Annotated in this window: 19 protein-coding genes; 12 read left to right on the forward strand and 7 right to left on the reverse strand. The window is 49.5% G+C overall.

Going from position 1 to position 25,409, the window contains the following annotated elements; translation table 11 throughout:
- Positions 1-165: 165 nt before the first annotated feature.
- The 4 genes from AC1DYT_RS14095 to AC1DYT_RS14110 form a co-directional block, all read right to left on the reverse strand.
- Entirely contained in the window at positions 166-1,053 is an 888-nt protein-coding gene (locus tag AC1DYT_RS14095; protein ID WP_477470220.1) for a dienelactone hydrolase family protein, read from the reverse strand.
- A 234-nt stretch (positions 1,054-1,287) separates the two neighbouring features.
- Complete coding sequence (locus AC1DYT_RS14100; protein ID WP_477470221.1) at positions 1,288-1,908, reverse strand: hypothetical protein; 621 nt, start codon at positions 1,906-1,908, stop codon at positions 1,288-1,290.
- Between the two features lie 64 nt (positions 1,909-1,972).
- Positions 1,973-2,251 (reverse strand): NifU family protein, encoded by a 279-nt coding sequence (locus AC1DYT_RS14105; RefSeq protein ID WP_477470222.1) that lies wholly within the window; start codon positions 2,249-2,251, stop codon positions 1,973-1,975.
- Positions 2,252-2,277: 26 nt separating this feature from the next.
- A complete protein-coding gene (locus tag AC1DYT_RS14110; protein ID WP_477470223.1) occupies positions 2,278-3,366 on the reverse strand; it encodes an Mrp/NBP35 family ATP-binding protein in 1,089 nt (362 codons plus the stop codon).
- A gap of 124 nt (positions 3,367-3,490) precedes the next feature.
- Here AC1DYT_RS14110 and AC1DYT_RS14115 point away from each other — a divergent pair, with 124 nt between their 5' ends.
- From AC1DYT_RS14115 to AC1DYT_RS14165, 11 genes are all read left to right on the forward strand, one after another.
- Positions 3,491-5,752 carry a transglycosylase domain-containing protein gene (locus AC1DYT_RS14115; RefSeq protein WP_477470224.1) on the forward strand — a complete coding sequence of 754 codons (2,262 nt, stop codon included), beginning with the start codon at positions 3,491-3,493 and terminating at the stop codon, positions 5,750-5,752.
- Positions 5,753-6,206: 454 nt separating this feature from the next.
- Positions 6,207-6,851, forward strand: coding sequence for a 4'-phosphopantetheinyl transferase family protein (locus AC1DYT_RS14120; RefSeq protein WP_477470225.1), 645 nt, complete (start codon positions 6,207-6,209; stop codon positions 6,849-6,851).
- On the forward strand, positions 6,851-7,579 hold the full coding sequence (gene lipB / locus AC1DYT_RS14125; protein ID WP_477470226.1) for a lipoyl(octanoyl) transferase LipB: 729 nt from the start codon (positions 6,851-6,853) through the stop codon (positions 7,577-7,579). Before AC1DYT_RS14120 ends, lipB begins: the two co-directional genes overlap by 1 nt.
- Positions 7,576-8,301, forward strand: a complete 726-nt coding sequence (locus tag AC1DYT_RS14130) for an SGNH/GDSL hydrolase family protein (protein ID WP_477470227.1) — start codon at positions 7,576-7,578, stop codon at positions 8,299-8,301. Before lipB ends, AC1DYT_RS14130 begins: the two co-directional genes overlap by 4 nt.
- A gap of 358 nt (positions 8,302-8,659) precedes the next feature.
- Entirely contained in the window at positions 8,660-9,196 is a 537-nt protein-coding gene (gene dcd, locus AC1DYT_RS14135) for a dCTP deaminase (protein WP_477470228.1), read from the forward strand.
- 72 nt (positions 9,197-9,268) lie between these two features.
- The gene (locus AC1DYT_RS14140; protein WP_477470229.1) at positions 9,269-11,737 is read left to right on the forward strand and encodes an MG2 domain-containing protein; all 2,469 of its coding nucleotides are present in this window, start codon (positions 9,269-9,271) and stop codon (positions 11,735-11,737) included.
- 54 nt (positions 11,738-11,791) lie between these two features.
- Entirely contained in the window at positions 11,792-14,239 is a 2,448-nt protein-coding gene (locus AC1DYT_RS14145) for a TonB-dependent receptor plug domain-containing protein (RefSeq protein ID WP_477470230.1), read from the forward strand.
- Between the two features lie 95 nt (positions 14,240-14,334).
- The gene (locus tag AC1DYT_RS14150; protein ID WP_477470231.1) at positions 14,335-17,139 is read left to right on the forward strand and encodes a hypothetical protein; all 2,805 of its coding nucleotides are present in this window, start codon (positions 14,335-14,337) and stop codon (positions 17,137-17,139) included.
- Between the two features lie 51 nt (positions 17,140-17,190).
- Positions 17,191-17,472 (forward strand): ATP-dependent Clp protease adaptor ClpS, encoded by a 282-nt coding sequence (locus tag AC1DYT_RS14155; RefSeq protein WP_078349194.1) that lies wholly within the window; start codon positions 17,191-17,193, stop codon positions 17,470-17,472.
- Between the two features lie 12 nt (positions 17,473-17,484).
- A complete protein-coding gene (locus AC1DYT_RS14160; RefSeq protein WP_477470232.1) occupies positions 17,485-17,991 on the forward strand; it encodes a GNAT family N-acetyltransferase in 507 nt (168 codons plus the stop codon).
- A gap of 789 nt (positions 17,992-18,780) precedes the next feature.
- The gene (locus tag AC1DYT_RS14165) at positions 18,781-20,394 is read left to right on the forward strand and encodes a GH35 family beta-galactosidase (RefSeq protein ID WP_477470233.1); all 1,614 of its coding nucleotides are present in this window, start codon (positions 18,781-18,783) and stop codon (positions 20,392-20,394) included.
- Between the two features lie 110 nt (positions 20,395-20,504).
- On the opposite strand, the gene AC1DYT_RS14170 is transcribed toward AC1DYT_RS14165, so the two are convergent.
- Positions 20,505-21,467, reverse strand: coding sequence for an isopenicillin N synthase family dioxygenase (locus tag AC1DYT_RS14170; protein WP_477470234.1), 963 nt, complete (start codon positions 21,465-21,467; stop codon positions 20,505-20,507).
- Between the two features lie 180 nt (positions 21,468-21,647).
- Here AC1DYT_RS14170 and AC1DYT_RS14175 point away from each other — a divergent pair, with 180 nt between their 5' ends.
- Positions 21,648-23,654 carry a DUF6600 domain-containing protein gene (locus AC1DYT_RS14175; RefSeq protein WP_477470235.1) on the forward strand — a complete coding sequence of 669 codons (2,007 nt, stop codon included), beginning with the start codon at positions 21,648-21,650 and terminating at the stop codon, positions 23,652-23,654.
- Between the two features lie 82 nt (positions 23,655-23,736).
- Here AC1DYT_RS14175 and AC1DYT_RS14180 read toward each other — a convergent pair whose 3' ends face one another.
- The gene (locus tag AC1DYT_RS14180) at positions 23,737-24,597 is read right to left on the reverse strand and encodes a ferritin-like domain-containing protein (protein ID WP_477470236.1); all 861 of its coding nucleotides are present in this window, start codon (positions 24,595-24,597) and stop codon (positions 23,737-23,739) included.
- 12 nt (positions 24,598-24,609) lie between these two features.
- Complete coding sequence (locus AC1DYT_RS14185) at positions 24,610-25,317, reverse strand: ferritin-like domain-containing protein (RefSeq protein ID WP_477470237.1); 708 nt, start codon at positions 25,315-25,317, stop codon at positions 24,610-24,612.
- Positions 25,318-25,409 lie beyond the last annotated feature (92 nt).

Genomic DNA, 25,409 nt, shown 5'->3' on the forward strand with positions numbered 1-25,409 from the left:
TCATAAAGAAAATGGGCTTTGTAAGTCTCAAAGACATCTCAACCCCACTTAAGACTGTTACTGTTTAATGAACCGCCGTATGCCGAACGGCACGTACGGTGGTGTGAGAGGACAAGTAGGGAACTAATCCCTACTTTCCTACTCGATGTTTATGTCCTTCAATTCCTATGTTAACGTTTGGGTAAAGAATTCGATGGTGCGTTTCCAGGCGAGCTCGGCTGCGGCTTTATCGTAGCGCGGGGTGGTATCGTTATGAAAGCCGTGGTTTACGTTTTCGTAGATAAAGGCCTGGTACTTTTTGTTGTTCTCTTTCAGGGCAGCTTCATAGGTCGGCCATCCGCCGGTGATGCGGGTATCCAGCGATGCGTAATGCAGCATCAGCGGCGCGTTTATTTTCGGCACATCGGCAGCAGCGGGCTGCGCGCCATAAAAAGGTACGGATGCAGCTAAGGTTGGTACGCGCACCGCCATCATATTACAAATGCCGCCGCCATAGCAAAAGCCAACTACACCCACTTTGCCGTTGCAGTCGGGATGGGCTTTGAGGTATTCGTATGCCGCTAGGAAATCTTCTTCCATTTCGCCTTTATCGCGTTTGCCTTGCAGTTCGCGCCCGGCATCGTCGTTACCGGGGTAGCCGCCAAGCGGGGTAAGCGCATCCGGTGCCAGGGAGACGAAGCCGGCCAGCGCGGCGCGGCGGCCAACATCTTCAATGTAGGGGTTAAGGCCGCGGTTCTCATGCACCACAATGATGCCGCCCAGCTTCTTTTTGGCATCAATAGGTTTGGATAACAGCCCTTTTATAGTGCCGCCACCTTTCGGCGAAGCATAGTTGATGTAGCCCGATTTTAAACGAGGGTCATCGGCCTTTATTTGTATGTTGCCCTTATAATCGGGCATCAAAAAACTCAGCAGTGCCGGCACAGTTAGGCCGCCTACTGCATAAAGCGATAGTTTTTGTACGAAGGCGCGGCGGTCCAACCGGTTATGCGCATAATCGTCATACAGGTCAAACACTTCCTGCTTAACGTCTTCTTTATTGATGTGGCTCATGGTAATTGGTTTTATCAAATTTAGTTATTCGATGCAATGGCTTGCTAACCAATTGGTAACAGTGTCGTTACGGTAAATGTTTTTCGAGGCGGGAGATGCTTGTTGGTTATTTTAACACAGAGGCCGCAAAGGGAGGAACACAGAGGGACACAGAGCCAAATCGTATGTCGAGTGGGTGCTCATGTAATGTCGCTGTCTTGATTCCTGATTCTTAACTCTTGATTCTAAAAGCAGCTAGTTCTTCTTATCCCCATCTGTGATGGTTTTGATAAGGCTACCCCAGGCAAGCGGGTTTAGCAGCGGGTTGGTAATGGAGTGGGAGTTTACGATGTTGGTATGCATTTGCCCGGCGTTTGCGGCTTGTATCTCCTGGCCATCGCGCGGCAGGGTAGTGGTAAGCGCGGCTAAAGATGCACGGCTGATGTTTTTGCGGGCAATCTCCAGGTCATCGTCGGCCAGTTTGGCGGTAACAAAATCGCGGCGGAACTCATCTGTAGTTGCCCATGGGAAAACGCGGAAAACCGGCAGGTTGGTTATCTGTGGCTTTATTTTTATTTGCGTGGTATAGCTTTTATTGGGCAGGTTTGCGGGGATAACCACCTGTAGCGCCGAATAGCCAACCGCAGTAAAAGTAAGGGTATCCTGCTCATGCACCACAAACGAAAAATAACCATTATAGCTGGCCACGGTTGTGGCGTTACGGTAGCTGTTGTTGGTAATGGTTACGTAAGGCACCACCACCCCGGCGCTATCGGCATTGTATATAACGCCGGTAAATTGCACCAAAGGTTTTTCCTTTTGGGCAAATGCCGAAAGCGATACAAACATCAATAATATGCCAACTAGCTTTTTCATTATATCAGGGCTGCAAAACTACGCTATTTGCCTGTAATATACAGCAATTTAACAATTCTTAACATTACCTCAAATTCTCCGGCAGTACGGCATTCGGGTCGTCTATATCCGTTAGGTTTACAGCCTCTACGGCGGTAATCTCGGGCACGGCTTTTTTAATAGCCTGCTCAATACCGGCTTTAAGCGTCATGATGCTCATGGGGCACGAGCCGCAAGAGCCTAACAGCTTCAATTTAACAACATTTTCAGGCGTTATCTCTTCCACAGAAACGTTACCGCCATCGGCCTCCAAATATGGGCGGATGGTATCTAACGCTGCCTCTACCTGACTTACTAAACTCATTTTGATGATTTATATACGTAAAGTTATTAATTATTTGCAACATTCATAGTATTTGCCTTTTCTGCATTTGCTATAGAAACCTGCTGCGCCACGCGGCGGGCCATTTCCATAAAAGCAATACTCATGCCGCCGTCGTCTTCCAGTACGATGGGTTTGCCCGCATCGCCGCTATCGCTTATGCCCTTAATCAATGGTATCTCGCCTAAAAACGGCACATCCAGCGTCTGGGCAAGCTTTTGGCCGCCTCCTTTACCGAAAATGTAATACTTGTTATCGGGCAATTCGGCAGGGGTAAAGTAGCTCATATTTTCTACTACACCCAAAATAGGCACGTTGATAGCCGGCATCATAAACATGCCAATCCCTTTCTTCGCATCGGCCAGGGCTACGTTCTGCGGGGTGGTCACAATAACCGCACCCGTAACCGGGAAGCTTTGGGTAACGGTAATATGTATATCACCGGTACCCGGTGGCAAATCTATTACCAGGTAATCCAGTTCGCCCCAGTCGGCATCGTTAAACAACTGCTTTACCGCTGTAGACACCATTGGCCCGCGCCATGGCACGGGTTGGTTCGGGTCGGTGAAAAAGCCTATCGATAGCAGTTTGATGCCGTATTTTTCTATTGGTTCTATACGGGTTTTGCCGTCCACGTTGCTGGCCATGGGCCTGGCACCTTCCAGGCCGAACATGATGGGGATAGAGGGGCCATATATATCGGCATCTATTAGCCCAACTTTTGCACCGGTTTTGGCCAATGCCAGTGCAAGGTTTACCGATACGGTAGATTTGCCTACGCCGCCTTTGCCCGATGCTACCGCAATAATATTCTTTACGCCCGGTACGCCTGTGTTGCGCTGCGAGGTTACCCGCGAGGTCATATTAATACTTACTTCGATATCCTTGCTGATGAAATGCTTAATAGCGTTGCGGCAAGCGTTCTCTATAAGTGCTTTGAGCGGGCAGGCCGGGGTAGTCAATATCACCGAGAAGCTCAGCTTATGGCCATCTATAACGATATCCTGTATCATGTTGAGGGTAACCAGGTCTTTTTTAAGGTCGGGTTCCTCTACGTTGCTAAGTGCTTGTAAAACTTGTTGTTGGGTAATTTCCATATGCTTGAAGGCGCAAAAGTACGAAAACAGGGCACGCGCCGTGGTTATTAAGAAAAAACAATTTGCCGCAACAAAGCGTTGCAAGGCATCATATTTAGTTTAGTTTTGAAAATAATTTTGTCAAATGCGCCGAATCAACCCTAAATATCTCCGTATAGCAGGCATTGTTGTTGCAGTTATCGTAGTTATTGCGCTTATAGCCGGCAGCATTGCCTATTTTAAACGCGAGGCAATTCTGCAATCGGTTATCAGCAAAGCTAAATCAAAAGCCAAGAGGGATTATAATTTAGATGTAAAAATAGGCTCGGCCCATTTCACAGGCCTTGCAACAGTTGCTTTTACGGATATTTCGGTAGTACCCTATCAACGCGACAGCCTGCTATCTGTAAAGAAATTCGAAGTTAGCGTAAAAATCCTCCCGATGCTTTTCGGCAACATCAAACTGGGCGATGTAGTGTTGCAAAACGGGCACCTCAACTTCACCAATATTAAAGGCGTAAAAAACTTCGATTTCCTGTTCAAGAAGAAGAAAGACAGCACGCAAACCAGCCATAAACTTAACCTGGCCGAATTATCAGACAACCTCATTAATCAGCTGCTGTACAAAATACCCGATAACCTTTCGCTTAATAATTTCCTGGTTTCGGCAACAGATGATAGCACACGCATCACCATGCTGGCTAAATCGGCCCTTATCAACGATGGCAAGCTTGCATCTACCATTTTGGTGAATGACGGCATCGCCGCCTCTACCTGGCATTTAGATGGCAAGATGCACCCTTCTGATAAGGACATAGACGTGCGCCTGTATGCCGATGGCAAAAAGGTAGAATTGCCCGTGTTACAGAAAAAGTTCCACGTGCGCCTCAACTTCGATACCCTTACCACCAAGCTGAGCAAGGTAGAAAGCAACGATGGCGAAACCCAGATATTTACCTCCTGCGCGGTGCGCAACCTGCTGGTGAACCATGCCGGGCTATCGCTTAAGGATATCATCGTGCCTTCGGGTTCTATCGATGCCAACATCTTCGTAGGTGCCAACTATCTTTCGCTGGATAGCTCATCGGTTATACACCTCAAGAAGATAACCGCAAGGCCTTTCCTTAAGTACACGCTGAATCCGGTGAAGATTTACGAGATGAAGATAAACACCGGCTGGCTTAATGCGCAGGATTTGTTCGATTCGTTTCCTACCGGGTTGTTCGAATCTATGGAGGGCATGCAGGTGGCGGGCCGCTTGAATTACAGCCTCAATTTCTTTATGAACGCGCAGCATATCGATGATTTGGTGTTCGATTCGCGGCTGGATAACGATAACTTCAAAATCGTAAAATTCGGCAAAACCGATTTCAACAAGCTTAACAAAACATTCGTTTACACGCCTTACGAATACGGCAAGCCGATGGCGCCGCATGTAATTGGGCCCGAAAACCCGGAGTTTACGCCATTAGAGGAAATTTCGCCGGATGTGCGCAACGCCGTAATGACGGCAGAGGACCCATCCTTTTACCGCAACCGGGGTTTTGTGGATGAGTCTATCCGCAAATCGCTCGCTACCGATTTCAAGACCAAGCAGTTCACCCGCGGGGGCAGCACCATATCTATGCAGCTTATCAAGAACGCTTTTTTGGTGCGAAGCAAAACACTTTCGCGTAAAATTGAAGAGATACTGATTGTTTGGATAATGGAAAACACCCGCCTGATGAGCAAGAACCGCATGCTGGAGGTTTACTTCAATATCATCGAATGGGGCCGTAATGTGTATGGCATTGGCGAGGCTTCGCATTATTATTTCGGCAAATCACCATCAGAACTTACGCTGGGCGAAAGCATCTTTTTGGCCAGCATTGTTCCGAACCCCAAAGCCGGGCTTTATGCCTTCCAGCCCGATGGCTCTTTAAGGCCGGGCCTGCATGGCTATTTTAACCTCATTGGCCGCCTGATGGCCGGCAAAGGGCTTACCGAGCGCGATACCAATGCCTATGGTTTTTACAGCGTGCGCCTGAAAGAAAGCCTGCGCCGCGAAATGCCGACTGACACAGCCGTAGTGGATAGCCTAATAAAACAGACCGACGAAAACACGGACGTAGGCGTAGGCATACCTGCGCCTGAACTGGAAGAAAAGCGACCTACTTTTATCCAGCGCCTGTTCGGTAAAAAGGATACTACGCAAGCCGCCAAGGTGGAGGAACGGATAAAAGAGACCAACGACATGATCAAGGCCCGCATCAAACTGGAAATTGAGCAGATGAAAGCCGATTATAAAAACCGGATGAATAACGTAGATACTACAGGCCGCACTAATAAAGAGGTGAAAGAGGAGAAAAAGCGGCTGAAACAGGAAATGAAGGATAAAGAAAAAGAGATGCGCAGCCACCTGCCGTAGGGGTTGGGTTTTTAGCTGTAGCAAAACAACATAAACATCGTCCTGCTCATAAGACTCCTTAGTAGAACTCGTTTCAGGGCCCCACAGGGCGGGTCCGAAGGCCTCCTATGAAGTAGGCGGCTTGCACGCCGAATTAGCATTTGGCTCCCTTAATGATCGGGTGTTGAAATAAATCAGCATGACGACTATTTCAAACCCATCGATGCCATTAAATGTTCTTAACCGTTTTCTGCTGTCCGGCCATGCCGGCTTCTATTTGCTGCTTGCGGCAGCTTTCTGTTAAGGCTACGGCTATTAAAATGGCGGCGGCTATGTATATCTTTTTCATGGCGATAGATGTTTAGTATAGGTATGACGTAAGTTGCATGCGCACTGTTACAATTACATCGGCATAAAAACGAATTATTATATTTATTTGATATAAGTTTGCCCTCCTTTTTGCAACTTTACTTTTATGGCGATAGCATACCGGCACCAGATTGATGATGATACAGAGTTTGCCCTCTGGCGTATCGAAGAAGGGGCCGACGAATTGTACAGCCAGCTGCAGTTAGATGAGCACGAAAAAGCCTTTACCAAACAGCTGAGCAAAAGTAAGCGCTACCTGCACTGGCTGGGCACCCGCGTGCTGCTCCGCAAAATGCTGCGCACCGAGGAGTATATAGATTGCAAGGTTGATAGCCACGGCAAGCCTTACCTGGTTACGCTGCCTTACCACATTTCGTTAAGCCATTCCTTTGATTACGCCGCTGTGATGATCAGCAAAACCAGTCCGGTAGGTATCGATATAGAACAGATAAAAGAAAAGGTAGAGCGCATTGCCAATAGGTTTATGAGCGAGGATGAGCTAGCCTTCATACGCGAGCAAAATAAAATAGACCAGCTATACGTGTGCTGGTGCGCCAAAGAGGCCGTTTACAAATGTTACGGGCAAAAAGAGGTATCCTTTTTGGATAATATCATGTTGCAGCCCTTTGCGTTCGAGGGGCATGGCGTGGTAGATGCCAAACTGCAAAAAGGCGCTGTAGATATGGCCTACGAGGTGAATTATATCAAATACGAAGATTACATGATAGGATACGTGAAAGAGCAAGCGTGATGAAAAATAAAAAAGTGATTTTGCAGGATTGGGGACTTACCGACTATAAAATAGCCTGGGAAAGGCAGGAGCAGCTGTTTGCCGAAACCGTGGCCCTGAAAACCGCGATACGCAATCGCCAGCAATTAGTGCCTGCAGGCGATGAGTCTGTAGAAGAAATCCTCACGCCCAATTACCTGGTTTTTTGCGAGCACCCGCATGTGTACACCCTTGGTAAAAGCGGCAAAGCCGAGCACCTGCTGCTTGATGAGGCCGGCCTCAAGCAAAAAAATGCCGTTTATTACCCCATAAACCGCGGCGGCGATATTACTTACCATGGCCCCGGCCAGATAGTAAGCTACCCTATTTTAGACCTCGACAATTTCTTTACCGACATACACCTGTACCTGCGCACCTTAGAAGAGGCGGTTATCCTTACCCTCGCCGATTACGGACTTACCGCAGGCCGCTACCCCGGCTATACCGGCGTTTGGTTCGATGCTGATAACGATAAGGCCCGCAAGATATGCGCCATGGGCGTTCGCTGCAGCCGTTGGGTTACTATGCATGGGCTGGCCATGAATGTAAACACCAATCTCGATTACTTCAAAAACATTGTCCCCTGCGGCATAGATGATAAGGCCGTAACCAGCATGCAGCAGGAACTGGGCCACGAAGTTGATTTAAATGCAGTTCAAAAAATCCTTACCAGGCATATTTCCGTATTGTTTGGTATGGAGGTTTTATGAAACACTTATTAGCAGCGATATTTATAGCAGGCGCCTTTTTTGGCTGCAGAAAACAAATACAAGCACCCGTGACCTATAATAACAGCAACCCGAGCACGCCGCCCGTTGTCGTCGTGGATAATCTTACCTATTTGGCGCTTGGCGATAGCTACACCATTGGCGAGGCGGTAAATGCATCCCAATCGTACCCGTACCAATTGGCGGCGTGGTTGACTCAGGCGGGCCATGTTACCGCTAACCCCACCATCATCGCCCGCACCGGCTGGACTACCGACGAACTGATCAACGCCATCAACACCAGCGGCACCGCTGGTAAAAAATACAGCATCGTAACCCTGCTTATCGGCGTAAACAACCAATACCGCGGCTACAGCAAAACGGTTTACCGCAGCGAATTCGCAAAGCTTTTAAGTACGGCCATCGATTATGCCAACGGCAATAAATCGCACGTGTTCGTTATCTCCATACCCAATTGGGGCCTAACGCCATACGCAAGCGGTAATGACCGCAAAGCCATCGGCGATGACATCGCGCAATTCAATGCCATCAATAAAGACGAAACCAACAAGCAAGGCGTAGCCTGGGTAGATATCGGCCCGGCGTACAGCAAAACTGCGTCGGATGCTAGCCTCACAGCTGGCGACGGCCTGCATCCCGCCGCTGGTATGTACAGCTTGTGGGTACAAGCATTAGCACCCGTGGTGCTGGATAATTTGAAGTAAAACCCAAAGGTAGGGCTGTATCACAGGCACGTTAAAAAAACCAATCAAAATAAAACTTGGCTATTTATACTTTAGAATGGTGGCTATTTAAACACGGAGGTCACAAAGATAAAAACACAGAGATTACGGAGGTTTTATTGGGTTTAACCGAAAAAGCTCCGTGACCTCCGGTGCAAACCTCTGCGGACTCTGTGTTTAAATAGCCACCAAAATTTATTTTGTTGCTTAAGTTTGATTTTCACTTAGGATACAGCCTGCTCTCCCTCTTATTTCTCCATAATTGTTAGTTAATTGTGCAGAACAATAGCTTGTCCGCACCGGCGATTTGTGGTAATTTTAACCCCTCATCGCTAGCCCCATGATATTGTCAGACAAACGCATCCTCGAAGAAATAGAAAAAGGTTCCATCATCATCGAACCCTTTGATCGCGATTGCCTCGGCACCAACTCCTATGATGTGCACCTGGGCAAGCACCTGGCCACCTATAAAGATCGCGTGCTTGATGCCAAACTGCATAACGAGATAACCGGTTTCGAGATACCAAAAGATGGCTTTGTACTGCAGCCCAACACCTTATACCTGGGCGTTACGGTAGAATACACCGAAACACACCAGCACGTGCCCTTTTTGGAGGGAAAATCGAGCACGGGGCGTTTGGGCATAGATATACATGCCACCGCCGGCAAAGGCGATGTAGGTTTCTGCAACACCTGGACGCTGGAAATTTCCTGCGCGCAACCTGTAAAAATTTACGCAGGCATGCCTATTGGTCAGCTCATTTATTTTGTGGTAGAAGGCGAGATTGAAACCCTTTACAACACCAAAAGCAACGCCAAATACAACAAACCCACCACCCGCCCGGTAGAAAGTATGATGTGGAAGAACAAGTTTTAACCTATATTAGTTTATATATAAGTATTGCAGCCAATTAGCGTTGTAATGCAGTACGTTTACCCTCTATCGGTTATGGCATTCAAAAAACTTTTTCCCGGCATATTACTGGCTGCCTGCATAGCAGGTATTTTTGGGTTCGCGGCAATAGATGAACCCATTGGCAAAATACAGCAGCAGCTGGCCAAATGGGCCGATAATAACCCCGTAGAGAAAGCATACCTGCACTTAGATAAGCCCTATTACGCCGCCGGCGACGATATCTGGTTTAAAGCCTACGTTGTCAGTGGTAGCTACCACGAGTTAACTGCCCTTAGCGGGGTACTGAACGTGGACCTGACAGATGCCGCCGGCACCATAAAACAATCCCTTAAACTGCAACTGGACAAAGGCACCGCCGCCGGCGATTTTGCCCTGCCCGATACCCTGCAGGCAGGCATTTATCACCTCCGCGCCTACACCAATTACATGCGCAATGCAGGCAGCGAATATTTCTTCGATAAAGAAATCAGCATCATCAATACCATCAGCAATGCCAGTACCGTAACTACGGGTAAAAGCATGCTGGGTAAAGCTGCACCAGCGGGGGCAATAGTTGCCGCGCCATCCCTGCAGTTCTTCCCGGAGGGCGGCTCGATAGTAGTTGGAGTTGAATGCAATATGGCCTTTAAGGCAATGGGCGCCGATGGCCTGGGCCTTGATGTTAGCGGCACAGTAGCCAACAGCCAGGGCAAACAGGTAGCCACGTTCAAAAGCAGTCATTTAGGTATGGGCGTATTCAGTTTCGTGCCGATGCCGGGTGAGCGTTACACCGCTGCCATAACTTATGCCGACGGCGCGAAAAGCACCATCAGCCTGCCGCAAGCAACGGAAACAGGTTATGGGCTCGCTATTACCGATGCCGATGCGCAAAACCTATCCGTAAGGATAACCACATCGGGGGCAATAATGCAACAGTACCCCAACCGCGTATTAAGCCTGGTAGGGCAAAGCGCCGGCAAAGTTTACTATGCAGGCAAAGGCACGCCGGGCAGCCGCGAGTTTAAGGCAATCATCCCCAAAAGCAAATTCCCGGCAGGCATAGCACAGTTTACCCTCTTTACCGATGGCGGCGAACCATTGAACGAACGCCTCGTTTTTATCAACCGCGAACAACTGAAACTAAATCTGGCTGCCGATAAGCCGGTATCTTCTCCGCAGCAAAAAGTAAAGATTGATTTAAGCGCATTAAGCGGCGATAAACCTTCGGTGGGCAGTTTTTCGGTATCGGTTATCGACGAAAGCCAGGTACCGGCAGATGAGGACAGCGAGAACAATATCTTAGCCGGCTTACTGCTTACATCGGATCTAAAGGGCTACATCGAAAAACCCGCTTATTATTTCAATCACCCGGGCGATAAAGCCCGTGCCGATTTGGATGTACTGATGCTTACGCAAGGTTACCGCCGTTTCGAGTGGAAAGAAATTATGCAGGACAAGTTTGCCCCGGTAGTATTCCAGGCTGAAACAGCCTTGCAGGTATCAGGTACCATTACCACGCCCGGCGGCAAGCCCGTAGCTAATGCCAAAGTGCAGCTGATAGACATCGATAACGCCGCCTACCAAATTGATACCCTTACCGATGCGCGCGGCCGTTTTGCATTCACGGGCCTGGCGTTCGAGGATAGCATCCGGCTAATTATACAGGCCCGTACGTCAAAGAACAAACGCGACGTGGTAATTAACCTCGATTCCATCGCGCCGCCCGCTATTGCGGCCGGGCATGCTGCCTTACAGGTGAGCATCAGCGATAGCTTATCCGTTTACGCCGGCAGCAGCAAGCAACTTTACGATATGCAGCGGCGCTATGGCGTGGGCAACCATGTGGTATCCTTAAAAGAGGTAGTCATCCGGGAGAAGAAGGTAGCCCTTAAGCATTCGGCCAACTTAAACGGCGCCGGCAATGCCGACCAGGTGCTGCTGGCGAAAGATTTGCGCAACTATGGCTGCGCCGTTTTAAGCGATTGCTTGCAGGGGCGCTTGCTGGGCGTTATATTCCGCAATGGCATACCCTACTCTACGCGGGGTAACGGACCTATGCAGGTGATCCTGGATGGTATGTATGTAGAAGGCACCTTCTTAAACAGCATCAACTACAACGATATTGCCGCTATAGAGGTATTGCGCAGCGGATTTTCTTCGAGCATTTACGGCGGCAGGGGCGCCAATGGCGTAATCGTTATCACCACCAAGCATGGCGACGAAAACGGCGACACCTACAATGGCCCGGTAGCAGGCCGCGGCATCAAACCTTATTACCCTAAAGGCTACTTAAAAGCACGCACGTTTTATTCGCCACAGTACGATCAGCCTAAAGTAAACAAACAACTGGCCGACCTCCGTAGCACCATTTATTGGAACCCCTACGTGATTACCGATGCGCAGGGCAAGGCTTCTTTCGAATACTTTAACGCCGGCGGCAAGGGTGTTTACCGTGTAGTGGTAGAAGGCATTGATGCCGACGGCAACATTGGCAGGCAGGTTTACCGGTATAAAGTTCAATAAATACAGCAAATTAAGTCGGGGCTTTGCTATATTGCATTTGCTTAAACCGCTACCATGAAAGTAATACGTTTGCTGTTTTTCTTTCTGCCTGTTCTGTATGTTACGGTTGCCTTTGCACAAACCGATACCTCCTTTATAATCCGTGCCGACAATGCTATTGCCAGGCAACCGCCAGTAGAAAAAGTATATCTGCATTTAGATAAACCAGCCTACAACTTTGCTGATACCATTTGGTACAAGGCCTACACCGTAATCGGGCAACATCATCAGTTATCAGCTTTAAGCGGTGTGCTGTATGTAGAACTCATCAGCCCCAACGATACTTTGATTTCCCGGCAAATCCTAAAGCTCAGTGCGGGCACGGCGGCCGGGGATATACCTTTGGCTGCCACCTTGCAACAGGGTGTGTACCGTATCCGCGCTTATACCAAATGGATGCGCAACGCCAACGCAGGGCCTGCGTATTTTTACGGCCATAAAATAAGGATTGGTGGTATCCTTGCGCCATTCGCAGCAGCAAACAAACAAATTGCCCCGAAACCAGATGTGCAGTTCTTCCCCGAAGGTGGCAACTTGGTGGTTGGCATCCGCTCCCGCGTCGCCATAAAAGCCATTAACGGCAACGGACTGGGCGAGGATATCAAAGGTGTGATAGAAGATAATGCAGGCAACGTGGTAGCCGATTTCGCTACGCAGCATTTAGGCATGGGCGTGTTCGCCCTCATCCCCCAAAGTGGAAAAACTTACCGGGCAAAAATCATAAGCGCCGGGGAGTCGGTTTATACCGTCGATTTGCCCCACACAAAAGAGCAAGGCTATACCCTTGCAATAAACAACAGCCGCAGAGACAGCTTAGTCATAAAAGTAGCTATAAGCGATGCATTGCTTAAACAAAGACAAGGCAGTTCCTTTTACCTGCTGGCGCAATCGGCAGGCAAAATCTATTATTCCGCAACGGCTGTTTTAAATAGCCCGGTTTTTGGCGCGTCTATCAGCAAAAGCCGCTTCCCCTCGGGCATCTTGCAGGTTACCTTGTTTGATGATAAGAACCAGCCCGTAGCAGAGCGCATCGCGTTTATAAAAAGTAGCGACAGCTTAACACTAAAGTTATCTGCCCCTTCAGAGGTGTACAAAACAAGGCAGCCTGTAAAATTCAGTTTGGATGCCGCCGCAGGCGGCAAACCTGCCAACGGCACTTTCTCGGTAGCCGTCATCAACGAAACCGTATCGGGGGCAGATGATGCCTCGGAAAGCACCATTCTGAACAACCTGCTGCTAACATTCGATTTAAAAGGAAATATCGAACAGCCCAACTATTATTTCGGCAATAACAGCCAGGCCAAAGCCGATCTGGATGTGCTGATGCTTACCCAGGGCTACCGTAGGTTTGAGTGGAAACAGGCGTTGGCTGCCGAACCTGCACCCATTGCTTTCCAGCCCGAGAACTCGCTGGAATTGGTCGGTACCGTACAAACGATGGGAGGCAAACCGGTGCCAAATGGTAAGGTTGTGTTAACCGCGCCGCGTGATAATATCATTATAGATACATTAACTGATATTAACGGGAATTTCAGGTTTACCAAGCTGGATATAAGCGATACCTCTAAAGTTACGCTGAATGCAAAAAAATCAAATAATAACAATAATGTTCAGGTAACGGTATTAAATCCCGGTTATGCGGAGATTATAAAAGGCATGGTTGCCGATACCACAGCTTCTCAACTGCCGCTACAGGTAGCTGCTTTATTGCAGCAAAAATATGTCGATTACCAACAATTGCAAAAAGAGGCGTTGATAAAACGGGGCAGAGTGCTGAAGGAGGTGCAGATAAAGGCCAATCATATCCGCAGCGCACCTCAGCTTACCTATTCGTCAAACCTGAATGGCCCCGGCCACGCCAACCAGGTGATAATGGGCGATGATTTGAATATGAATGCCTGCGCTAACGTAGCAGATTGTTTGCGGGGGAAAGTGATGGGTGTTATGTTCGACGCGGATGGTAGTCCGAGAAACACGAGGTCTTTAACCAGTATTGGCGGGGGCGACAGGGAACACATGAAGTTGATCGTCGACGGAATTATGATTGAGGGGAGCCACCTTAGTGAGTTGAATTCAAATGATATTTACAGCATAGAAGTGCTGCGAAGTGCTGCTTATTTAGCCATTTACGGATCCAACGCACCCGGCGGTGCGCTGGTTATAACCATGAGGCGTGGCGAATCACGTGCCAGGCAAACATCGTTCTCGGGCGTTATTACTTTTCAATTCAGAGGCTTTACTCCAACGCGCTCTTTTTATTCTCCCAAATACACTGCTGCAACGCCACTGCCCGATACCCATAGTACGGTTTATTGGAACCCCTACGTGTTTACCGATGCGCAGGGCAAAGCCTCATTCGAATACTTCAACGCAGGCGGCAAGGGTGTTTACCGGGTGGTGATGGAAGGTATAGATGCCGATGGTAATTTGGGCAGGCAGGTTTACCGGTATAAGGTACAGTAACAATTTCTTTACCGTAAATTAGCACGATTTAATTTTCTTAGGGATTAAAACCTTTGGTATATTGGCGATGTAAAACAACACTTACCCTAAGCCCTATGAAGATTGCCCTCCGCCTGCTATTATTTTTTATTGTCGTATCGGTAATGCCGGCATTTGCCCAGCAGGATAGCTCCTTTTTGACCACCTCCGTAAATAACCTCAAGGCTACTTACGATGCCAAACCCATCGAAAAAGTTTACCTGCACCTGGATAAGCCCAACTACATCCCCGGCGACACCCTATGGTTTAAGGCCTATACCGTTGTGGGCAAAACGCACGCACTGTCTGCGTTAAGCGGTGTTTTATATGTAGAATTGATTAGTCCTACCGACTCCGTAGTAAAGCGTATTAACCTCAGGCTAACTTCGGGCATCGCCATGGGCGATTTTGCTTTATCCAATAAACTGAAGCCTGGTAACTACAACATCAGGGCCTATACCACCTGGATGCGGAACGCCGGGGCCGATTACTTTTACAACCAACGCATAAACATAGGCGGCATTACGCCCGGCCAGGTGGCTGCCATAGCGGCCAAAGTGAACCCCGATGTGCAGTTTTTCCCCGAGGGCGGCGAACTGGTAAACGGCGTACGCTCCAAAGTAGCTTTTAAGGCTGTCAACCCAAACGGTTCGGGCGAAAACATCAAAGGCAGCATTGTAGATAACGACGGCAACCTGGTGGCCGAATTTGAAAGCGCGCATGCAGGCATGGGCGTATTTGCCCTGTTACCACAGCCGGGCAAAACCTATTCGGCAAAAGTACAGCTTGCCGATGGGCGCACTTTTAATGTGCCGCTGCCAAAGGCGCAGGAAGCAGGTTACGTACTTTCGATAAACAACACCCGTGCCGATAGCCTTTTCCTGAGGGTATCGGCCAATGGCGCGCAATTGCAGGCCAAACAGAACAGCAGCTTCTTTTTGGTTGGCCAAAGCGGCGGCGAGGTGTACTTTACCGCAGCAGGCACCTTAAAAACCCCTGTTTTCGGCGCGGGAATAGATAAGGCGCGTTTCCCATCGGGCATCGTGCAGTTTACCCTCTTTGCCGATGGTCAGCCCGTGAATGAACGCATCGTATTCGTGCAGAATAACGATACACTGAAGATGGCGCTTTCATCCACTACCAAAACATACGGCGCACGTTCGCCGGTGAAGCTCAGCTTTAATGTAAAGAACGATGAGGGCAAGCCTGTTGCCGGCACGTTTTCGGTAGCAGTAATCAACGAGAGCCGCGTTGGCGCCGATGAAACCATCGAGGGGTCTATATTCAGCCATCTGCTGCTTACTTCCGATTTGAAGGGTTATGTCGAGAAGCCCAACTACTACTTCGTAAACCCCACCGATGCCAAACGCGCCGAACTGGATATGCTGATGCTTACCCAGGGTTACCGCCGTTTCGAGTGGAAACAGATCATTGCCGCGCCCGATGTCCGCATAGCCAATAAACCCGAAAAGAACCTCAGTCTGGAGGGCACCATCAAAACCACCGGCGGCGGCGTAGTTGCTAATGGCAAGCTGATGCTCACTTCCACCCGCGAAAATACCATACTGGATACCGTTACCGATGCCGGCGGCAACTTTAAATTTACCGACCTGATACTGTCCGATACCGCCAAGATAGTATTGCAGGCCCGCAAGCAAAACAATGGCAAACGGGTATCCATTTATGTAAAACAGCCCGATTACCCTAACCTCATCAAAAGCAACGCGCAGGATGCGGCCAATAACGATTTATCGCCCGATGCTTTGCAAAGAAGTTATGCGGCTTACCAAAGCCAGCTACACGATGATTCGTTGAAATATGGTAAGCAATTGGGCCAGGTGAACATCACCGGCAAAAAACTCGACAAAGGCGACCCCTATGCGGATAAACGCACCGTGGCCACCCGCTTTTTCGATATGAAACAGTACGCGGGCTACACATCCATGCGCGAGGTGGTACTGAAGGCATTGCCCTTTTACAAGGAAGTAGACGGCGGGCTTTCTACTACAGGCCGCAAAGGTGGCCCCGCCAATATCCTGTTAGACGGTACGCTGGTAAGCCTCGATAACCTTTATGCTTACCTGCCATCGGAAATTGAGAGCGTGAAGGCGGGCGACGCAGGCGATATACAGGAAGGGCAAAAACAAAGCGCTTTTTTGGTTATCACCACCAAACGCCGCGCCGGTACCGATACCACCGTGCTAAAACAGGTAAACATTACTGCCAAAAAGGTAAAGAAAAACGTAGTTACCCGTTCATCTAACCTGCATGGGCCGGGCAATGCGGACCAGGTAATTATGGGCGATCAGCTAGGGGGCGGCTGCGCCTACATAGCCGACTGCCTGCGTGGTAAACTCTTCGGCATAAATTTTAAAGCCGATGGCACGCCGGTGAATATCTCGCGGGGAGCCAATGCCGATATGGTAATTGAGGTTGATGGCAACCGCTTGGCTGGCAGCGAATTGAATAACATCAACGCTAACGATGTGAGTAGCATAGAGGTACTGCGCACTAATTTTGCCAAGTCGATATACGGCAGCGATATAGGGGGCGGGTTGCTTATTATCACCATGAAGAATGGCAGCGAACGAAAATACCTCACCGCCGATTCGCCCACCGGGCTCATCACCTATCCATTCAAAGGCTATTACAAGGCACGTACCTACTACACGCCAAAATATACCGCAGCCAATAAGGATAGCGGCATATTGGATTTACGCTCGGGCATATACTGGAAACCCGATGTGCTGACCGGGGCCGACGGTACCGCCATGTTCGATTACTTCAATGCCGATACCAAGGGAACCTACCGCGTGATAATTGAAGGTATAGACGATGATGGTAACCTGGGCCGGCAGGTGTATAGGTATAAGGTGGAGTAATTGCCCCTAACGCTTTAGTTTTGAAGTTTTTTGAGTAAATTTGCCCTAGATATGCCAACTGAAGTACAGGAAGAAACGCTCACCCTCGAAGAGATACTGGCCGGGCTGAAAGAGATGCACCGCCTTATTTTATGGAACGACGACCATAACACCTTCGATCATGTGATCTACTGCATGATGAAGTATCTGGATTATTCAGAATCGCAGGGCGAGAAAATTGCCTGGAAAGTACACAACGAGGGCAAGTGCGCTGTGCTGGAAGGCTCCTTTACCGAAATGGAAATATATCGCAAGATATTGCAGCAAGAGGGGTTGACCGTCAGCGTAGATTAATCCACCCTGCCGATGAGCGATATACTGCAAACACAACGCCTTAGCCTGCGGCAGCTCATCACCGCCGATGCACCATTTATCCTACAATTACTCAATACCCCGGGCTGGCTTAAATTCATCGGCGATAAAAAAGTATATACCCTTACCGATGCCGAAAATTACCTATTAAGCGGCCCCATAAAAAGTTACCACGACAACGGTTTCGGCCTGTATTTAATAGCCACCAAAGACGAGGAGGAACCCATTGGCATGTGCGGCATCATCAAGCGCGATACGCTCGATTGCCCTGATATAGGCTACGCATTGATGCCCCAAGCCATAGGCAAAGGTTACGCTTACGAAATAGCTGCCGCCGTACTCCAATATGCGCAACAAGATTTAAAGCTACCCGCTTTATGCGCCATTACACTCCCCATCAATACCCCATCAAAAAACTTGTTAGAAAAGCTCGGCTTTCAAAACCAGGGGCCGTTTATGATGGCCGGTAGCACCGAAACGCTGTTGCTCTATCGTATTTGAGGCGCGCATAGGCACTAAATACCATCGGTTAAAAACAGCTATTCATCTATACAAAGGGGCGGTCTATCTATCCTGTTTCCTCCACAAAAATATTTTATGGTCTTTTGCTGGCGTCCAACCTGGTTTACGGGTAAACCATGAGATTGGGTTTAGTTGAGGTTATTGATTTATCGGTAACGGTGCGCCCTGCGTGAGATACAGGGCGCATTTTTTATGGCCCCTGCCTACGTGTTTTTTTTTCCAGGTTTTATTTTGTAGAAATGCTGGAAAAACCCGGTGGAATTAGGGCTGCCGGAGGTAAGCCTACTTGCCCGAATGTCTCCTCAAACACAGGCTTAATTTGCCAAAACACCTTAAAAAACCTGTGTTTTTCGGAGCTTTTTAGGTGTTTTTCGCAATTTTATGGCTTTTTCTGTGCAGGCATCAAAAGGGCCAAATTCGCATGGAATGGCTGTTTTCGGCAAAAACCGGCGTGTAAAGGGCGAAAAAAAATTCCAGCTTTTTCCAATAAATTGCACATTTCCAGCTATAAATTTCCAGGAAATTCCAGCGCTGTTTGCATGGAAAAGCATCCAAAAGCTATATGTGATTGTTGCTATCGATGTTGACCCAGTGTGCTTCGCTTCTTGACGCAACTAAATCACATTCAACACCCGTGTTGTCGCGCCCATGATGCAAGGGCTATAAACTGTATTGCCCCCCCTAACATTTATTGCATCAACCTTAACATTCGAGGTCGGCCTTATTGCTTCGTGTTTCCTACTTTTATGCACCGGTTAAATCTAGTATATGAAAATCATCGCCATTTGGTTCGTATTGGCCCTTGCAACAGCGGGCAGCGTTTTTGGGCAGTCTGCATCCACTCCCCTCCCTGTGCTCATTCACAAAAACGGCCGCCATGCGCTGCTGGTAGATGGTAAGCCCTTTTTTATGCTGGGCGGGCAGGCTCATAATTCCAGCGCCTGGCCGGCAATGATGCCGCAAGTTTGGGCAGCCGCAGAAACCATGCATCTTAACACCCTCGAAGTGCCCATTTACTGGGAGCAGATAGAAGCCACGCAGGGTAAATTTGATTTCTCGGTGATAGATACCCTGCTGGTACAAGCCCGGCAGCATAAAGTGCGCCTGGTGCTGCTTTGGTTCGCCACCTGGAAAAACGGCAGCAACCACTACACCCCGCAATGGATGAAAGCTGATGCCGCCAAATACCCTAACGTAACCGGCCGCAAAGGGCAACCGGTAGATTCGCCCTCGCCCCACATAAAAGCTACGCTGGATGCCGACATCAATGCCTTTACCAACGTTATGCGCCACCTCAAAAAGGCCGACCCGCAGCATACCGTGATTATGGTACAGGTAGAGAACGAGCCCGGTGCCTGGGATACCATGCGCGATTATAGTGCCCTCGCCCGGCAACTGTTCGAAGGTGCGGTACCCGCCGAACTACTGAAGCCAGGCGTATTAGCCGCACTGAACCACACCGGCAGCAACCAGGGCAACTGGCAACAGGTATTTGGCGACAGGGCCGACGAGTACTTCCACGCCTGGAGCGTGGCCAGTTTCATTGGCAAAGTTGCAGCAGCAGGCAAAGCTGTTTACCCGCTGCCCCTATACGTGAACGCCGCCCTGCGCGACCCGCTGACCAACCCTATGGCCAACAGCTACGAAAGCGGCGGCCCAACTGACAACGTGATACCGATATGGAAAGCTGCCGCCCCGGCTATAGACATACTAAGCCCGGATATTTACCTGCAAGGCAGCGAACGGATATTGAAAGTACTGGAGCTTTACGGTAGGGCCGATAATGCCCTCTTCGTGCCCGAAGCCAGCATAACGCCAGATATGGCCAAATATCTTTACGAGGTGATTGCCCGCGGCGGCATAGGCTTTTCGCCCTTCGGCATCGACAGCAACCACCCCGATGCCAAACGCACCGAACCAACCGACCGCCTTGCCCCTTACGCGCAGGAATACACAATGGCTGCCCCCATGATGCGCGAACTGGCGCAATGGGCCTTTGAGGGCCGCATAAACGCGGTTGTAGAGCGCGAGGATAACGCCAAACAAACCATCAACCTGGGTGCCTGGGAAGCCACTGTAACCTTTGGTAGCGGCTGGCGCGGCAACGATGCACAGGCAAATGCCAAACCCCTTGGCCGTGCCATGATCGTAAAACTAAGCGAGAATAAATTCATCCTGATAGGCTCGCTGTGCCATATCACCTTTAAGCCGCTGGGTAACAATGCAGGCAAGGTTTGGCAATATGTAAAAGTAGAAGAGGGCCGGTACAGCAATGGTGCGTTCAGGCCCATCCGCATACTCAACGGCGACGAAACCGACTGGGGCGGCCCACGCTTCGGCGAAACGCCAACGGTGCTGCAGGCAACGCTTAGCGTGAGATAGCAGTCCGGTAGCAGAATTGCAGGCACTGTTAACGCGCTTGAAAGAAAAACACTAAAAAGAAAGCCGCATTGTAATGCATACAACGCGGCTTTTTTTTAGTTCCTTGCCTGTTATTTCTTCAGGCCTATTTCCCTTAGCCTTTCGTCCAGGTATTCGCCGGCGGTGATATCCGTATAAACTTTAGGGTGCTCCGCATCAATGGTTGATGGCAGGCTGGTTAAATCCATATTTGATTTCGGGTGCAGGAAGAAAGGCACCGAAAACCGGGAGTTCTTCATCTGCTCGCGCGGCGGGTTTACTACACGGTGTGTGGTAGATTTTAGCTTGTTGTTGGTGAGCCTCTGCAGCATATCGCCCACGTTCACCACCAAATCTTCGCCGAAAGCGGTTACCGGGAACCATTTGTTTTCGCGGGTAAGCAGCTCAAGGCCGTCGGCACTGGCACCGATAAGCAACGTAATCAGATTTATGTCTTCGTGCGCCCCTGCACGTACGGCATCATCAGGCAAAGCATCCGGGTTTTCTATCGGGAAGTAGTGTAGCGTGCGCAGTATCGAGTTGCCGTGCGCAACCTTATCGTCGAAATAATCCTCGGGCAGTTCCAGGTAAACAGCTATGGCGCGCAACAGATGCTTGCCAGCCGCTTCCAGCTTTTTATAAACCTCTTCAGTAGTGCTATTGAACTCCGGCAGTTCGGCCACTTCCATATTATCGGGATAGTCCTCCTTGCTGGCAGTGGCTTCGGGGTCTACCTGGCCTATCTGCCAAAACTCTTTCAAATCGGGTACTTTAAAGCCTTTTGCAGTCTCTTTGTTTTTGCCGGTGTAACCGCGCTGGCCTGCAAGCGCTGGTATCTCGTATTGCTGTTTTACGGCCTCGGGCAATGCAAAAAGCGCTTTTACCTGCTCATATAGTTTATCCATCAGCTCTTTGCTAAGTCCATGGTTGGTCACGGTAACAAAGCCTGTTTGGTTAAAGGCTGCGCCGATGCTGTCAGAAAATTGCTTCTTTTCTTCGGCGGTGCCGTTTATATAGGTATTAAGATCGAGACGGGGAATGTTTACGGTGCTCATAAGTGTTGTATGATTATTGCGTGCAAAATTATCAAAAGAAAAATGCTTTGGTATGACCGGGAAAAAAAATGTAGGCCTGCATTTTGCTATACAATATAAGGCTTAAAACTATTTATTGTTTAAACGTTTTGTATTTCGGCAAGTCATACTTGCAAATAAGCCTATTACACCTGAATTATTATGAAAATATTAACCAAAATATGGGGGACAGCACTATTAGTCATACTATTGATGGCTATAGCCCCTGCAAAAACTTCCGCACAAAACGGTAGCCAATACATCTCCACGCAGGAGTTCTACGATCAGCTTTCGCCCTATGGTATATGGGTTTACGATGCCAAATACGGCGACGTATGGGTACCTGATGTTGACGAGGCTTTTCGCCCTTATGCCACCAACGGGCATTGGGTGTACACTTCGTATGGCAATACCTGGGTATCTGATTATGATTGGGGATGGGCTGCTTTCCATTATGGCCGCTGGACTTTTGACGATTACTACGGCTGGGAATGGGTACCCGGCAATGAATGGGCACCTGCCTGGGTTGACTGGAGAGAAGGCGACGGCTACTATGGCTGGGCACCGATGACACCTGAAGTGGCCTTTAATGCATCATATGATGATGATTATTTCGACACCTATTCTACCCCCGATTTTTACTGGTCGTTTGCGCCGTACGCTTACATTAATTATACAAACGTATATCAATACTGCGTGCCATATGCACGTGTACATACTATATACGGGCGCAGTAATTTTATCCGCAATACATACCGGTATAACAACCGTGTGTATGTAAGCGGCCCACGCCGCGACGAGATACAGCGTTATACCCGCAGGCCGGTAAGGTTGTACACCATCAATAATGCCGACCGACCATCGCGCAACAGCTTTAACCGCAATACAGTTAATTTTTACAGGCCCGATGTACGCCGGGATAGAGGCGCACGCCCTCAACGCGTGATAGATGGTGCAGCCTACAGGCAGCAGAACCCTAACCAACAGATAGGCGGCCACGACAGTCGCAACAGGCAGGTTACGCAGCGCGGGAACGTAGCCCGCCTGGCCAACGAGGTGCGTTCTAACGATAGCCGCTTTATACGCCCTAACAACCGTGCAGGTATCAACGCACCGGTATTGAACGGAAACCCGGGCAATGGCCAGGGCAGCCAAACCGGGCAGCAAGGTAACGGCGGTTTTAACCGCAGAGGAAACACAGGCAATGCCGGCCAGCAAGGCGCTGGCAACCAAAGCGGACAGCAAGGCAACGGCGGTTTTAACCGCAGAGGAAACGCAGGCAATGCCGGCCAACAAGGTGCAGGCAACCAAAGCGGGCAGCAAGGTAATGGCGGTGTTAACCGTAGGCCAAATAACGCAGGCACCACCGGCCAGCAAGGCGATGGCGTAAGACAGCCACGCAGGCCTACCGACGTAAATAACCAACAACAACAAGCCGACCAGCAACGCCAGCAGCGCGATCAGCAACAACAGCAGATGCAGGTGCTGCGCGACCTGCAACAGCAACAACAGGTTCGTGACCAGCAGGCTGAGCAACTGCGCCAACAAAGGCAGCAGGCAGATCAGCAAAGGCAACAACAGCAAGTTGGCGATCAGCAAAGGCAACAACAGCAACAGGTTCGTGACCAACAAGCTGAACAATTACGCCAACAAAGGCAGCAGGCAGATCAGCAAAGGCAACAACAGCGGGGCCGCGATCAACAGCAAATTGGCGACCAGCAAAGGCAACAAGCCCAACAACAGCGGGACCAACAGGCCGAGCAATTACGCCAACAACAAGCTCGCGATCAGCAAAGGCAGCAGGCAGATCAGCAACGCCAACAGCAAACCGACCAGCAAAGGCAGCTGCAACAGCAAGCCCGCGACCAGCAAGCCGAGCAGCTACGTCAACAACGCCAGCAACAGGCAGAACAACAAAAGCAACAACAGCAGCAAGCCCGCGATCAGCAAGCTGAACAGCTACGCCAACAGCGCCAGCAACAAGCTGAACAACAAAAGCAACAGGCAGAACAACAACGCCAACAGCAGGCTGAGCAGCAAAGGCAACAGGCAGAACAACAACGTCAACAGCAGGCTGAGCAGCAAAGACAACAGGCAGAGCAACAACGCCAGCGCGACCAGCAACGCCAGCAAGATCAGCAACGCCCTCAGCGGCCTGCCCGCCCTTAATATAACTTAAGAGCAAATTGCAAAAAAGCGGCCCGGAAAATACATTCCGGGCCGCTTTTTATATTCGCTTTTTTTGGAAGAACTACGGTGTTACGATAAAGCTGCCAACCAGCAGCGCCAAAACCTGGTCCTTAGTGAGTGGCTCGTCAAAAGCACCGGTAACTACAGCTGCCGAAGCCAGGGAGCTTAAATTTACACCGCCTTGCGTTACGTTTTGCTCGCCATCGTAATTGCCGTTTGCGGCAGCAACACCGGTATCATTACCTAATGATGCTGTGCTAACGATGTAAGGTTTAATGGTAGGCATGGCGGTAGCACCGTTGGCAATATCGTTGCGCAATTTACGTATAGCCGAGGCATGCCTTGCTTCAACAGCGTGGATACCTAACGCCGCGGTTAACACCACTTGGTTGCCCAATAAATTGGGGGCTTGGCCTTTGTATGCGCGCACGCCGGTATCTTCAAACACCTGAGCTACTGCTAAAAATGTATTATAGTTTGAGAAAACCGTAGGGAACGGCCCGCCGCCTTTGTTATTGCCGCCGGTAAAATCAACGGTTGGCGCACTAACTGCTGTGCCGCCCGATGCTGCGATTACATTCTTCAGGAAGGTAACGTGCAGGTTCTCGTCATTAGTAACCTTGGAGATGTAAGATTGATCTGCCGAAGGTATCAAGCCGGCGGTAGCCATCCCTTTATTGTAGAAGCCCGCTTCCAGGTACTCCAGCGTAAGGGCAAAATTAAGAACATCCACAACCGGGGTAGATGCCGCGGCGCCGTAGGCCTTTTTAAACATGGTACCTAAGGCAAAGGGCATTGCTGCCAGGGCTACTTTAGAGCCAAAGCTGGTGATGTTTTTGATAGCGGCACGGCGTGGGTTCAACCTATCGTGTATCTCCGGATCAACTTTTTCTATTCCGTCTAGTATGTTAAATAAATTCATGGCAATGTGGGATTATTTTAATGGGTAATTAAAACTGGCTGCATAAACTTTAGTTTTAAGCAGCGTATTGGCGGCAGCTAGTACCTGGGCAATAGTCGCCGATCGGTTGATCCCGTTCTCGTCTACCTGGTCGGGCTCAACAAAAGTGCCGGGGGTAATTAGGTTGGCAATCAAAGCAGCGTGCCTTGCCTCCACAGAAACTATCTTACCTGCAATGGTCAAATAATCCGGATTCTGGATAAGGTACCCTGCACCATCGTAGGCGGTAACGCCTGTATCCTCCAGTGTTTTGGCGGCTTTAAGCACCTGGCTGCGGTCGCTGAAGTTAATGGTAGAGAAATCGGGTGTTAAAGATACGATAGCAGATGAGCCTAAAGCCGTCTTGAAAAAATCGCGGTGCAGCACTTCATGGTCGCGGATGTCGGTAAGATAAGCCGTTTCGGCAATGCTTATGCCGCTGTAAGGCGTAGCAATTACCTGCAGATAAAATGCGGCCTCTAATTGCTCAAGAGCGTAGGCATAGTTTAAGATACCGATATCTCCCATCCCGATATCGATATGGGGGAGCATGCTGGTATCTACAGGAGGGTTGTCGTAGCTCTTGCTGCACGAGGATGCACCCAGCACGGCCACAGCTGCGGCACCGGCACCGGCATAACGCAAAAATGACCGCCTGGCCATATTTACGCCGCCTGTTGTTTGGTTAGTTTCTGTTTTCATAAGTACAATTATTAGCTTGTAGGTTTTAATTATGAAGATTAACGAAAGCTAGCAGTTAAGGGATTTAACTTGCCGGGAAACTTATCAGCCAA

It is taken from the genome of Mucilaginibacter sp. P1_D10 (assembly GCF_056406215.1).

What these genes read in the sequence shown, in the direction of transcription:
- AC1DYT_RS14140 (WP_477470229.1), top strand. Translation starts at nt 9,269, where the DNA reads ATGGCATTCAAAAAACTTTTTCCCGGCATATTACTGGCTGCCTGCATA.
- AC1DYT_RS14145 (WP_477470230.1), top strand. Translation starts at nt 11,792, where the DNA reads ATGAAAGTAATACGTTTGCTGTTTTTCTTTCTGCCTGTTCTGTATGTT.
- AC1DYT_RS14150 (WP_477470231.1), top strand. Translation starts at nt 14,335, where the DNA reads ATGAAGATTGCCCTCCGCCTGCTATTATTTTTTATTGTCGTATCGGTA.
- AC1DYT_RS14105 (WP_477470222.1), bottom strand. Translation starts at nt 2,251, where the DNA reads ATGAGTTTAGTAAGTCAGGTAGAGGCAGCGTTAGATACCATCCGCCCA.
- AC1DYT_RS14130 (WP_477470227.1), top strand. Translation starts at nt 7,576, where the DNA reads ATGAAACACTTATTAGCAGCGATATTTATAGCAGGCGCCTTTTTTGGC.
- AC1DYT_RS14115 (WP_477470224.1), top strand. Translation starts at nt 3,491, where the DNA reads ATGCGCCGAATCAACCCTAAATATCTCCGTATAGCAGGCATTGTTGTT.
- AC1DYT_RS14165 (WP_477470233.1), top strand. Translation starts at nt 18,781, where the DNA reads ATGAAAATCATCGCCATTTGGTTCGTATTGGCCCTTGCAACAGCGGGC.
- AC1DYT_RS14100 (WP_477470221.1), bottom strand. Translation starts at nt 1,908, where the DNA reads ATGAAAAAGCTAGTTGGCATATTATTGATGTTTGTATCGCTTTCGGCA.
- AC1DYT_RS14095 (WP_477470220.1), bottom strand. Translation starts at nt 1,053, where the DNA reads ATGAGCCACATCAATAAAGAAGACGTTAAGCAGGAAGTGTTTGACCTG.
- AC1DYT_RS14155 (WP_078349194.1), top strand. Translation starts at nt 17,191, where the DNA reads ATGCCAACTGAAGTACAGGAAGAAACGCTCACCCTCGAAGAGATACTG.
- AC1DYT_RS14110 (WP_477470223.1), bottom strand. Translation starts at nt 3,366, where the DNA reads ATGGAAATTACCCAACAACAAGTTTTACAAGCACTTAGCAACGTAGAG.
- AC1DYT_RS14175 (WP_477470235.1), top strand. Translation starts at nt 21,648, where the DNA reads ATGAAAATATTAACCAAAATATGGGGGACAGCACTATTAGTCATACTA.
- AC1DYT_RS14180 (WP_477470236.1), bottom strand. Translation starts at nt 24,597, where the DNA reads ATGAATTTATTTAACATACTAGACGGAATAGAAAAAGTTGATCCGGAG.
- AC1DYT_RS14120 (WP_477470225.1), top strand. Translation starts at nt 6,207, where the DNA reads ATGGCGATAGCATACCGGCACCAGATTGATGATGATACAGAGTTTGCC.
- AC1DYT_RS14160 (WP_477470232.1), top strand. Translation starts at nt 17,485, where the DNA reads ATGAGCGATATACTGCAAACACAACGCCTTAGCCTGCGGCAGCTCATC.
- AC1DYT_RS14170 (WP_477470234.1), bottom strand. Translation starts at nt 21,467, where the DNA reads ATGAGCACCGTAAACATTCCCCGTCTCGATCTTAATACCTATATAAAC.
- dcd (WP_477470228.1), top strand. Translation starts at nt 8,660, where the DNA reads ATGATATTGTCAGACAAACGCATCCTCGAAGAAATAGAAAAAGGTTCC.
- AC1DYT_RS14185 (WP_477470237.1), bottom strand. Translation starts at nt 25,317, where the DNA reads ATGAAAACAGAAACTAACCAAACAACAGGCGGCGTAAATATGGCCAGG.
- lipB (WP_477470226.1), top strand. Translation starts at nt 6,851, where the DNA reads ATGAAAAATAAAAAAGTGATTTTGCAGGATTGGGGACTTACCGACTAT.